This window comes from Billgrantia hypersalina (genome assembly GCF_052584175.1).
Map to the genome: position 1 here is coordinate 279,837 of NZ_JBMIQI010000018.1, position 11,938 is coordinate 291,774.

The following is an 11,938-nucleotide window of genomic DNA, read 5'->3' on the forward strand; positions in this document are numbered from 1 at the left end:
CGCTAACGCATGGTCCAGGCGGGCATTTGCTGGCGTGGGTGAGCCTGCTCTCGGGGATTGGGCGCCATGTCCTGCGCGACCGTCTCGTCTCCGGGCCAATCAATGTCCCGATACGTCATGAACCGATACCCTCCAGTACTCTGGTTAGGCTGCCGATTACGATAGGTCATCTCCTCCGGCTGCTTATCGTGCAAGCCATAGGCGAATAGCAATTCGATTGGCTCGGGAAGTGCTGGCGGAGACGCTTCACGCGTCCAACGATGCCAGCTTTCCGCCAAAGCGTAATTCTCGCGCAGTACGGCCCGGGCATGTCGCCGCGTGTTGGGATCAGGCGAGCTGAAGCGATTTCGTATGTCCCGGGCTTCGCTATCGACTTGTTCCAGCCATCCCCAGGTCGTCTTCAAGTCGGCGAGCCCTGCATCGATATCGGCCCGCTCCGCCTCTTCCCGCTCCCATTGCTCACGACTCTCGGTGAGGGAGGCTGTCACGGCTCCCAGCGTGTGGTTGTAGTAGCGACTGGGTAGCGCCTCCTCCCGATTTTCCAGTAGGGCCAAGGCCTCACGATAGTCGCGATACCGCTGAGCCAGCCAGGCCAGGTAGATCAGCGTGTGGAAGCGAAAGTTTTCTGCTGATGGGCTTCGATGGCTCGACGTCTGACGCTGGTAATGGCTAGCCATCGCCATAAGTGAATAGCCTTCGATCTGGTCATTTAGCTCGAAAAGCTGTGCCGTCACGGCATCTTTTTCTCCCAACTCTTCTAACGTTGGCAACGGTACTCCGGCTCGCGTTGCCTGGCGGTACAAGCGGTGCAGCGCAGCGCGGGATAACTCGGCACTATGTTTCTGCTCAGCGGAAACCAGTCCTCCGCCGATATCCTCGCTTATCCCCGGGCAAAGCTCTTCGCGCCAGTTGGTGCTTTGTCCTCCCAAGGGACGGCAACGGCGATAGAAGCGCCGCTCATGAGCTGCGACCAAATGCAGGGCACGCTGGCACGCCGGATGCAGGGCTCCTCCATCGTCGAGTACCGGCGTGAGCGGATGCAACCAGTCGAGCGGCCCCATCTCGGTATGAGTACGATCGACACAATCGAGGAGTCCAACGAAGACCACCTTGACCTCGGCGCCCGAATAGCTATGAGTATCTCCGTAACACTCGCAAACGTCGTCCAGGAGTTCGCGCACGAAGGCCTTGGCCATGGCCGCGCCAAAGTCGAAACCAAAGACTGACACACGAATTTGTGTTAGCGGCAACTGGCTGGCCTGCTGCACTTCACTCACGCTCTTTCGAAAGTGGTGTATCGCTGCAGATTGCCGGGTATAGGAGCCACTCATCAGCAGGTTTGCGGCCAGGGAGCTGTCACGAATGGGTGAGATGGCCTCCGCCCCGGTTCGCACCGCCGAATTACGTGCCTGCTTGACCCAGTTCCAGGGCTTGGTGATTTCCTTTTTTAAAGAATTACCGAAAACCTCCCACCAGCGGCTGTTTTGGTTCCCAGAAGCAGCGTCCTTGGCTGCCTCGGTCACGCTACTACGCAACTGACCGTCTCGTGTCGCTTCCCCCTCGCTGGGAATACGGTGAGCCGCCCCCGCAAGACTCTCTGAAAGGCTGGCTTCGAAAGGTGTGCCAAGACCGGAATAGTAGTGTTTCCTGTAAGCATTTCCCAGCTCGTCGTCTTCACTCCTGTAATGAGCCAAAAACATCTTTCCGACATTGCTGGTTCTATTCTGCATTTGGTCCTGTTGAAGATTGCGACCTATACCATCAAAGAAAAAGCCAATGTCTAGCTTCTTTCGGCAATTTACACCTTGAATCCGGGCGGCACTATCGCCAGAACGCGCATTAAATGCCTGGAGACATGAGAGCTCGTATTGCTTCATCATCTTCCGAACTCCGCACGATACTGATCTAGCTTTGGGGACCTAATCTCTGAACTCCAGACAAGATCAACCTTGTTACCAGGAAGAAAGTGTACATGTAGATATCGGTCTCCTCGGGTATGCACTGGCATAGGCAGCTTAACCTCATGGCGTTCCTCTTCTACGCCTTGACGCTCCTGCTCCCCGGTCATGCTAAGTATCCAGCTTACCTCTACAGTGTCGCCTTTGAACGACCAACAGCATGTGGTTCCGCCATTGCCGCCCCAGTTACCGTCAACCCAATAACTGAAAATGGGGCGGTCCGTATGGTTGTACCCAGCAAGGCTCCCACTGTATGAGCTAGGAAAAAGTTCTTTCCAGACCAAAACAATGACGATGGCTCCTACTAGAACGACCTGGACCCATATCGGTATCAGACGAAAGAAACGGTTCATTGCCCAGTTAACTAGCATCGGCTTCTCCATATTTGATGTCGAGCAGTTCCAGCAGCGTCGTATCTCCGCTGGTAGCTTGCAGCAGCAAGGAATGCATTTCTTCCGATTGCCAGGCTTCCTCCCCCTGGCTCAGCTGAAGGTAGGCATAGGTGCGTCGATCCGATACGCGAACCAGCCCATGGCAATCCGCACTTTCCAGAGCCTTGGCTACCAAACGAGCCCGCTCGCAGCGACAGACGTTCCGAAACAGGTCAGGAGCGTTCTCGACGAGTTCAGCCGTCAGGCCCATGACTTCCGCATCGCCATGCAGCGCTGTCCATAGGTCATCGCCGACTTTCAAGCGCCAAGCTCCTGACCCGTTGCGATTCTCCTGGCCCTTTAAGGCGACCCATTCGTTTTCGGCTGGATACCACCAGCGTTGAATGCCACCGAATAGCGCCTGATGGATGACTTCAGGCGCCTCGGCGTGTAGTCGCTCAATGGTCTCAGGCAAATAGAAACGCAGCAGGGAACGCTTGGCTGCCTCGTTCTCAACCACCATGGCAGGGGCCAATTGAGCGGCAAGGCGATCCCCTTCGAGCCCGCTCTCAATCCAGGCATGAAGCGCACAGGAGAGTGAATCGAGGTGCTGCCAGACACTGAGGCGCGCATCATTGACTTCGAGAAGCCAGGGCCCCTCACGCTTGAGATGAGGCTGGGCGTCATCATCGATCAACGCCCAGAAACTACCTTCGGTACCGAACGTATTAAACAGCTCGGTACGTACCGACGGAGGGACTAACGCCATTTCGATCAGGGCGTAACGGTTCACCCCGGTGGGCAGCGCAGCTTCATGCCACGCATCGGGTATCGAGATGCCGCTCATGCGCGGGTCTCCGAAATGGCGTATTGGCCTTCGGCCAAGGCCTTCTGCCAGCACTCTTCACACACTTCCGGCACCTTCAGGCGAGTAGTAAGCAAGGCGTCCTGCGCAATGCCTTCTCGCTGCTCGTGCGCCTCGGGCACGGCCCTGCCCGGTAGCAGAGGCGCCTCGACGGCCTGGCCGCTGCCCGAGCCGGGGCTACCGCCGGCGTTGACCTTCAGCGTGGGCCCGACCAGGGTCACGCCGCCGCCGTCGAGCTTGAGGAAGCTGCCGCCGGCGTTGAGCGTCAGTTCGCTGCCTGCCTCCACCACCACCTTGTGGCCAGCCTTGATGTGCAGCTCGCGCCCGCATTCGCTGAGCCAGGCCTGGCCGGCATGGATATGCAGGCTGCCCTGCACTGTGAGGTGCTGGTTGCCGTCGGTCTTCTCGTGCCGATTGCCGTGTACCGTCAGATGCTCGTCCCCGTGGATCTCGCCGATGCGGTCGTGGTGCACGGTGAGAAAGCTATCGTGGCCGTTCTCTTCGGTGCGGTCGTGGTTCGTGAGCAGTTCCAGGTCTTTCTGGGCGTGCAGCCAGATCTGTTCCTGGCCGGCCTCGTCTTCGAAGCGCAGCTCGTTGAAACCCTCGCCCTTGTGGCTCTGGGTGCGGATCACGGTGCGGGTCTTGTGCTCGGGCAACGCGTAGGGCGGCGTATTCACCGCATGGTAGGTGCGTCCGGTGATCAGCGGCTGATCGGGGTCGCCCTCCAGGTAGCTGACGATCACTTCATGGCCAATCCGCGGAATGGCGATGCTGCCGTAACCGCCGCCGGCCCAACCTTGGGAGACGCGCACCCAGGCGCTGTCGGTTTCATCCGGCTCGGCGTAACGGTCCCAGGGGAACTGCACCTTGACCCGGCCGTGCTCGTCACAGTGGATCTCTTCCCCTTCGGGGCCGACCACGAAGGCGACCTGAGGGCCATCGACGCGGAGCTTGGGGTTGGGCTCGGGGCGCCAGGCGCGGTCGGCAGGGGTGAGGATGAGGGTATTGGTATACGTCGTCATGCCCATCCCCTCAGCATCCCCTTGGGTGACCCCGTCCTCTTCCAGGGCCTGGGGCTGGCTGCCGGCGTGCTTGACCTTCACCAACTGCCAGTCGCAGTTTAGCTCGCTGAGATCGTGGTCGGTCAGGGTGAAGCGGGTGCCGGGGGCGAGTTCCGGCAGGTCGCTCTCGGCGGCACAGGTCAGGGCGTCGTTGCGCAGGTGCTCCAGGCGAATGCGGGCAAAGGCCTCGCCGGAGGCGTCGGCCTTGTAGCGCCCGGGGTAGTCGTAGTGTTCGTAGTCGTCCCGCTGCCCATGGGCCTCAAGCTCATTCCCTACATGCTCGTGTCGTTGGGCATAGGCGGGGTTCTTGAAGGAGTAGTCCTTGAGCGTGACCGAGGCCGGGGCGACCCGGGCGAGCTGTTCGAGCTTGCGCACGTGGCGCTTGGGCGGGGTGCCGCCGGCGCGGCCGTGGTAGGTACGCTCGCCCAGGTGGGCCAGGGTCTGTGGCGCGTCGGCGAAGACCAGCCGGTGGGCGCCGTTCGGGGCATCCTCGAACTCATGAAAATAGAAAAGCCCCTCTTCCGCGGCCAGGCGTTCGACGAAGGCCAGGTCGGTTTCGCGGTACTGAACGCAGTACTCCCGTTCGGCGGGCTCGCGGGCGGCGGCGAAGGCGACATCGTGCAGGCCACGCTCGTCACATAGGATGTTGAGCACGGTGAGCGGCGAGACCTGCTGGAAGATGCGCGAGTTGTGACGCAGGCCCAGGCGCCAGAGCGCCGGGCGAGCCGCCAGCGAGTACATCGTACGGCGGTGACCGCGGTCGCCGCGGCCGAACTCGGTGACGATAGCGTGCACCCGGCGCAGCGCCTCTCCGCCCTGCCAGATCGTCAGGCTTACGGGGCGGTCGAGCAGCTCTGTGGCGGAGAGGCTGCCGTCGCGGCTGGCGAAGCGCACCTTGAGGGCGAAGGGCTGGGAGAGCGCCTCTTCCAGGGTGAAATCGACCACGGCCAATTCGGCGCTGTCGGCCCCGGCGAGCTCGAGGGTGAATTGCAATCCAGTTGCGTCAGCCATGTACGCCTTCCTTTGAGCAACTCGTTGAGAAGCAGATATGAAACGCAAGGTTACGCAAGCGAAACGAGGGCACAAGACGGACGCAGCAGGAAACGTTTATTGCTGACGAAAGCTGTCGTCAATTTCTTACAAGCAATCGGAATCGTGGTTCATGCTTTCAAAGGAACACCTTCCGACCCTGTGAGGTAAAAGCACCCCACCTATCGTGTTGGGGTTCTCACTCCTCTATACTCGCCGGATGCCTTACATTACTTAACACGTTCGATCGGCCCGCCTCGATGACGCATCGCCCTGCCCCACATGGCTTCAAGCCTGAGCGCCGCCGATTCATGGTCGGCCTGGGCGGGCTATTGGTAATTGCTGGGCTGGGGTTATCGCCTGCCACGCTCGAGGCACGCATCGACCGGACCCGCCTGCGCGACAGCATGCAGCGCCTCTATGGCAGCTCAGGGCTCGCCATTCTCGAGGAGTGGTTCACGCTGCTGGATCGCCTGGAAGGCGCCGGGCTCGATACCCAGTTGCGAGACGTCAACGACTTCTTCAATCGCCGCATACGCTGGGTCGAGGACATCCAGATCTGGGGTACCGAAGACTATTGGGCCACGCCGCTGGAAACCATGGGGAAGCGACAGGCGGACTGCGAGGACTACTCCATCGCCAAATACGTGACTCTGAAGGAGCTTGGCGTGCCCGTCTCCAGGCTGCGCATGATCTACGTTCGCGCCCGTATCGGCCGCAGTCAGATCAGCCAGGCCCATATGGTGCTGGGCTACTACGAGACGCCTTCCGCCGTTCCGCGGGTACTCGACAACATCGTGCCTTCCATCACGCTCGCCAACGAGCGCACCGACCTCGATCCTGTTTTCAGTTTCAACAGCGAGGGGCTGTGGGCCGGTGGCTCCACCCAGTCGCGGGCGGATCCCGTGGCGCGTCTCTCGCGCTGGCGCAGCGTGATCGAGCGCATGCAGCAGCAAGGGTTCATTTGATGGCGAAGCCCGATAACAACACGCCAACGACGCAACGGAACGAATCAAGGCGCTCATTACCGGGGGGAACGAAGATATGTCATTGATCAAGCAGCTCTGGCTGACCATAGCGACCCTGCTGCTATTGGCCTTCTTGGGCAGCCTGCTCATCGGCGTGACGAGCAGTCGTCATTACATCGAGCAAGAAATCGAAATCAAGAACAACGACAACGCCAATGCCCTGGCTTTGTCGATGAGCCAGATGGAGAAGGACCCCGTCATCCTGGAGCTGTTGCTGGCCGCCCAGTTCGACACGGGCCACTACCAGCGCATCGCTCTACGTGATACCGAGGGCGAGATCATCGAGCAGCGTACGGCCAGCGAGCATATCGAGGACGTGCCGGCCTGGTTCGTACAGCTGGTGGATTTCGATGTTTCCCCCGGCCAGGCCGTGGTGCAGGATGGCTGGCAGCAGTACGGTACCCTGGAACTGGCCAGCCAACACAGCTTCGCCTACCGCTCACTGTGGCGCAGTACCCTGGTGCTGACGGGATGGTTCGCCCTGGCCGGTGCCATCAGCCTGCTGCTGGCGAGCTGGATCGTGAGCACCATTCGCCGTCCGCTTCGAAACGTGGTCAGCCAGGCCCAGGCCATCGGCCAACGCCGCTTCATGGTAGCCAACGAACCCCGGACACGAGAACTGCGTGAAGTCGTACAGGCCATGAACCAGCTTTCGGAGGCGGTGCGTCGCATGCTGGGCGAAGAGAGCGACAAGCTCGACCTGCTGCGCCGTCGCATGCAGCACGACCCCGTTACCGATACCCTCACCCGCGTCCCGTTCCTGGATCGACTGCAGGCCCACCTCAACAGTGAGAAGGAAGATGCCAGCGGCACGTTGGCCATGGTGCGTGTCGCCCGCCTGGCTGAGCTCAACCAGCACCTCGGCCATGCAGCAACCGATACGCTGTTGGTTCGGATCGCCCGGCGCCTGGATCAGTTGGCGAACCTGTATGGCTACGGCACGGTGGGGCGTCTCAACGGCAGTGATTTTGCCCTGATTCTGCCACGACACCACGATCTCGAAGCCCTGGGTAGCGATCTGACGGAAAGACTGCATAGCCTGGGCCAGGAGCTGGGCGCCGTCGTATCGCTGCCCTCCGCCTTGTGCCAGTATCATCAGGGGGAAGCACGAGCCCAACTGCTCGCCAGCCTCGACGGAGCGCTGGCCGCCGCCGAAGCCCGCGGGGACAACAGCCAGGAGATCGTCGACCAGCCCGCCAGCAGCGTGCTGTTCACGCGCCACGACGAATGGCGCGAGGCCCTGACGGTGGCTCTCGAACAAGGAGTCTCGCTGGCACACTACCCAGTGCTGGATGCGCAGGGCAAGCTATTACACCATGAAGTGCCGTCACGCTTGCATCTCAAAGGGGAATGGCGCCCTGCGGGCGTCTTCCTGCCTTGGGTTTCGCGTCTTGCCATGGCGCCCGCGCTCGACCTGGCCGCAGTCTCGGCGGCACTGGATGACGTCGAGTCCAGCGGCAAGGCGGTCGCGATCAACCTGTCCTCCGATTCGCTCAACAACGGCCACTTCGTCGGCGAACTGCTCTCGCGTGTCCGCGCGCGCCAAGGTATCGCCGACAAGCTGTGGTTCGAGCTGCCACAGTCCGTTGCCATGCAGCAGCCCCAGGCACTCAAGACGCTCTGTCATGCCCTGCTCGGGCTGGGCTGCCGGGTGGGGCTCGAGCACGTCGGCACTCATTTCGGCAAGATCGAGGGGCTACAGGATATGGGCCTGAGCTTCTTGAAGATCGATGGGGCGCTGAGCCAGGAAATCGAAAGTCGCAGCGACCAGCAGAGTCTGCTGAGAGGCATGGCAACGCTTGCGCACTCGCTCGGCATCATGGCCATTGCGGAAGGCGTTGAGAGTCGAAGTGCCGCAACCGTTCTATTCGAACTGGGCCTGGATGGTGTGACGGGGCCAGGCGTACGTGAACAAGGCAAACCCATTAGTTAGGGTGCAGGATAGCTAGAACGAAAACGGCCAGGATTTCCCTGGCCGTTTTCGTTCTAGCGCATCAGATGATGCCGTTATCTTCCTCGGGCATCAAACCGACACTGTTCCTGCGTTTGCGCAGCGATTGGCGTTCCAGCAGCTTCTGCTGGGCGGGCTCGGGCAGGTCGGTGAAGCTGATCACCCCCTTGTCCATCAAGACGTTGATCACGTCTTCCAGTACCCGCACGAACGCCAGGTCGGACTTGGACAGTGCCAAGGCCTCGGGATCCTCCGCCGCCATGAAGCTTTGCAGCTCGGACGAACCGGGTGAGACGAATTCGCGGCATTCCGCCGTCGGCTCCTGACTGACGAGTTCGATGCGGTCATGCTCCCCACGTTTGATATACATGCGATCCCCCTCACCTGGCACGGTGCGTATTCCCAATCTTGGACAGTGTATCGATAAAAACCCCGCCCGGCAGTGCCAGGCAGGGTAGAGGTTTTCACGCTAAAGGTCAGTCGATGTTGGGTTGGTCTTTGAGCAGGTCCTCCAGGAACGTAGCAGGCAGATCGCTATTGGGGACATTCTCCAACGTGATCTTCTGATCCGCGCCGGCTCCGTCGGCGCCTAGGTTACCTGCTGTGCTGATATGCAGCACGGTGGAACCGTTCTCTTCGGATGCCTGAATGAAACCATTCAACGCTTCACCCTCGTCATACTCTTTCAGCAAATCAGCCAGGTCGAGTTTGTCACCTTCTTCGATGTTGAAATCCTTGACGGTGTCGTGCGCTGCCGGCGTACCTTCGTCTGCTTGATCGCCCAAGTTCCAGGCGAACGTGTCAGCGCCCAAGCCACCGTATAGGGTGTCGTTGCCGGCACCACCGATCAAAGTATCGTCACCGCTCTGACCATAGAGTACATCGTCTCCGCTGCCCCCATCGAGACGGTCGTCACCACCACGAGTATCGCCTTCGGCATTGAATTGACCATGGCTCGCTTTGAGGTAATCGTAAAGCTGCTGATCGGTGGCGGCGACGCCTCCGTTGCTGACTTTCAAGAACTCCTTCAAGGCAGCCATACCAGAACCTGATGGTAGCTCACGCCCTGCCCAGCTCAGTCCATCAGTATTCAGGCTGTCACCAAAGATGATGTCATTGCCATCGCCACCGACTATGTTATCGCTACCAACCTGAGCCAGCTCATCATTGGTGGAGCTTCCTTGCAGAGCGGCATTCAACTCATTAGCGTTATTAACGATGTGGACCTCGCCAGCTTGATCCGTAATTGTACGGTTTTCCACCGTGAGCGAGTGCTCTCCCGTTACGTCACTGTTATCAAAGAACTTGAGTACATCAATATTGACGCCAGAGCCAATACCAATTGCATGTACCTCACCATGGCTAGCCACTGCCTTGTAGTCATCCAAGGCGTTAGCTATGTCACCATAGTTCATTGCGCTACCGCCACCTTCACCAATATGGGTAGTGGGGTTGCCATCGGTCAGGAAGAACGTCAGGTTCTTGTAGCTTGTATCAACGGATAGCGAATCGTACCAAGCATCAGCCTCCTTGAACGCTGCTTCGTAGTTGGTAGCTCCATTGGCAATCAACGCGTCAATCTTGTCGATCAACGCATCCAATGACGAGGCATCGAGATCAGTGAATACAAGATCCGATTGCTGGTTGCCAGGCGTTACATCAACCGCCGAGCTATTGAAACCAATCAATGCGACGTTAACTTTACCATCATGACCAGCGAGCTGAGTTGCAAGGTTCTTCAAGGCATCCTTGACAAGCTCTATGCGAGGGACAGGCTGCTCTTCATAGTGACTGGTATCCACCCACTTGCCCCTCCACTTATGCCCACTTTCTACCCAAACTTGCTTTGTCTGGCCAGAATCCTCGCTCATCGAACCAGAAGTATCTACGACCAGTGCGATATTGTAGTTCTGGCTTGGCTGGAAGTTGCTTTCGGTTCCGCCTTGATCTCCAATGAGCAAGTCGTTACCTTGGCCACCATTAATGGTATGGCTATCATTTCCATCGACAGCAAGGACGCCTTTATAGAGAGTCAGACTTTCCGGTAGTTCGACATGCTCAAAGTTACCATTTATCTGGATGACCTCGGCTACCAGGTCACTTTTTCCATTCGCATCAACAGTAATGGTGCCTTTCCCATTTCGATCCAAATGAACAGTATATGACTGCCCATCAATTACCACTTCCGCGGTCGGGAAAGTATTCAAGAAATCATACTGGCTCTCATCCGGCGGATTTGAGGTTTCGATCTCGTACACCACCTGGGAAGGTCCGCCAATGCTGGAGGCATCATCGTCAATGACCTCCTTGTACTTGATAGAATGAATCAAGTAATCGTCATCGTGGCCTACCGCTGTAAACTCAGCTCGTACGAAGGACTGACCGCTACCCGGTTCGAAGGTATAGGCATTGTCCACTCGATCAGAGCCGCCTTCGGCATGTTCGGTTTTAGTTACCCTGCCATCTGCATCGTAATAGGTTACCAGCGCCTGTGTGGAGGTGCCGCCTCCCGATACGATAGCCCAACCAACAGAAACACCGTCATTATTGAAAAACTCGACTTTGGCCTTTTCGCCATTGTTGCGCCATGCGAACTGGACATCGAACGTCTTGACCTGGTTATTGAAGTCAACGGAAATTTTCTCGCTATTGCCATTGGACACGTAACCGAGCTCGCTACTGGCTCCTCCGCCGGAACTCGAGCCTGACACACCGAAGCCATTGTGATCCGTGCCTGTGACACGCGATAATGTCCCAAGTGACCCATCAGCGTTGTACGCAGTGACAGTGAAGCTATCTGTAGAATCGACATTGCCAACATTGATTTCGGAAGTCTGGGTAACAATAGCCGAGATGCTGACAGTAGTAGTATCAATGGTGTCAGGCACAAGATGGGACGTTGCCGCGTTATTCAACACGAGCTGCTCGTAACCACTGTTATTGCTGCCTGTCAGATTGTTCGGAGCAGCGATGGTATCGCTATCAACATAGACATCAGGATCGCTGAATGTGACGGTGGTGGTCGCACTAGTCTTGCCCGCTTCAATCGTGATGGTTTGCTCCTGGCCATCCACATCGAAGGTGAAGGTTTCGTCTTCCAACGGCGCGGCACCAAGGGTCACGGTGTAGGTCACCGTGGCACCATCTTCATTGCCATCGATAGAGGAGGTCAGCGTGGCGGTGACGGTGTCGATGGTGTCGACGATCTGGGCTTGTGCTGCCTCGCCCAGCGTGAGGTTCTCGAACGCGGTGCCATCGGCGGCTTCCGCCCCTTCCAGGGCGACGGTGACGGTGGCGCCGTCCTGGTAGACATCCTCGCCCTGGGCATCACGCGTGTAGGTGGCACTGGTAGCGCCCTTGGCGATGGTGACGGTCTTGCCACCATCCAGGGTCACTTCCACGTCGCGATCGACCGCTTTGTTCAGGCTGACGGTGAAGGTCTGCTGCTGAGCTTCGGTGAACTGCTCCGAGGTCGCCGCGATGCTGATAGTGATCGGGTCGCCGCCGTTGGGCGTGCCCGGGTTGCCGGGAGTACCTGGCTCGTCAGTCACGGTCACCGTGGTCTCGCCGGCAGTGGCCAGGTTCTCGAATTCGCTGCCGCTGTCGCTGAGCACGGCGTCGATGCTGTTGACCAGGCTATCCTGGCCCCCCACAAAGGCGTCGTCATCGGCGGTC

General features: G+C 58.9%; 8 protein-coding genes. 2 read left to right on the forward strand and 6 right to left on the reverse strand.

The window, feature by feature from the left end:
* Window positions 1-2: 2 nt before the first annotated feature.
* From ACOJCM_RS15880 to ACOJCM_RS15895, 4 genes are read right to left on the reverse strand one after another with little or no spacing between them, the layout of a single operon-like run.
* Window positions 3-1,880: a DUF2235 domain-containing protein gene (locus tag ACOJCM_RS15880; RefSeq protein WP_445213042.1), complete on the reverse strand. Its 1,878-nt coding sequence runs from the start codon at window positions 1,878-1,880 to the stop codon at window positions 3-5.
* Complete coding sequence (locus ACOJCM_RS15885; RefSeq protein ID WP_445213043.1) at window positions 1,877-2,341, reverse strand: DUF3304 domain-containing protein; 465 nt, start codon at window positions 2,339-2,341, stop codon at window positions 1,877-1,879. The genes ACOJCM_RS15880 and ACOJCM_RS15885 overlap by 4 nt, the downstream gene beginning before the upstream one ends.
* Window positions 2,319-3,176, reverse strand: coding sequence for a DUF4123 domain-containing protein (locus ACOJCM_RS15890; protein WP_445213044.1), 858 nt, complete (start codon window positions 3,174-3,176; stop codon window positions 2,319-2,321). Before ACOJCM_RS15890 ends, ACOJCM_RS15885 begins: the two co-directional genes overlap by 23 nt.
* Window positions 3,173-5,266: a type VI secretion system Vgr family protein gene (locus ACOJCM_RS15895; protein ID WP_445213045.1), complete on the reverse strand. Its 2,094-nt coding sequence runs from the start codon at window positions 5,264-5,266 to the stop codon at window positions 3,173-3,175. The genes ACOJCM_RS15890 and ACOJCM_RS15895 overlap by 4 nt, the downstream gene beginning before the upstream one ends.
* 278 nt (window positions 5,267-5,544) lie before the next feature.
* On the opposite strand from ACOJCM_RS15895, the gene ACOJCM_RS15900 reads away from it, so the two are divergent.
* On the forward strand, window positions 5,545-6,252 hold the full coding sequence (locus ACOJCM_RS15900) for a transglutaminase-like cysteine peptidase (protein ID WP_445213046.1): 708 nt from the start codon (window positions 5,545-5,547) through the stop codon (window positions 6,250-6,252).
* 76 nt (window positions 6,253-6,328) lie between these two features.
* Entirely contained in the window at window positions 6,329-8,245 is a 1,917-nt protein-coding gene (locus ACOJCM_RS15905; RefSeq protein WP_445213047.1) for an EAL domain-containing protein, read from the forward strand.
* A gap of 61 nt (window positions 8,246-8,306) precedes the next feature.
* Here ACOJCM_RS15905 and ACOJCM_RS15910 read toward each other — a convergent pair whose 3' ends face one another.
* Together ACOJCM_RS15910 and ACOJCM_RS15915 are read right to left on the reverse strand one after the other, a co-directional pair.
* The gene (locus ACOJCM_RS15910) at window positions 8,307-8,633 is read right to left on the reverse strand and encodes a tryptophan synthase subunit beta like protein (protein WP_445213048.1); all 327 of its coding nucleotides are present in this window, start codon (window positions 8,631-8,633) and stop codon (window positions 8,307-8,309) included.
* Window positions 8,634-8,739: 106 nt separating this feature from the next.
* Window positions 8,740-11,938, reverse strand: a 3,199-nt coding sequence (locus ACOJCM_RS15915) for an immunoglobulin-like domain-containing protein (protein ID WP_445213049.1), incomplete at its 5' end; no start/stop codon positions are given.

Bases quoted from the DNA above. Each gene is read 5' to 3' on its own strand.
- ACOJCM_RS15880 (WP_445213042.1), bottom strand. From the start codon at position 1,880: ATGATGAAGCAATACGAGCTCTCATGTCTCCAGGCATTTAATGCGCGT.
- ACOJCM_RS15885 (WP_445213043.1), bottom strand. From the start codon at position 2,341: ATGGAGAAGCCGATGCTAGTTAACTGGGCAATGAACCGTTTCTTTCGT.
- ACOJCM_RS15890 (WP_445213044.1), bottom strand. From the start codon at position 3,176: ATGAGCGGCATCTCGATACCCGATGCGTGGCATGAAGCTGCGCTGCCC.
- ACOJCM_RS15895 (WP_445213045.1), bottom strand. From the start codon at position 5,266: ATGGCTGACGCAACTGGATTGCAATTCACCCTCGAGCTCGCCGGGGCC.
- ACOJCM_RS15900 (WP_445213046.1), top strand. From the start codon at position 5,545: ATGACGCATCGCCCTGCCCCACATGGCTTCAAGCCTGAGCGCCGCCGA.
- ACOJCM_RS15905 (WP_445213047.1), top strand. From the start codon at position 6,329: ATGTCATTGATCAAGCAGCTCTGGCTGACCATAGCGACCCTGCTGCTA.
- ACOJCM_RS15910 (WP_445213048.1), bottom strand. From the start codon at position 8,633: ATGTATATCAAACGTGGGGAGCATGACCGCATCGAACTCGTCAGTCAG.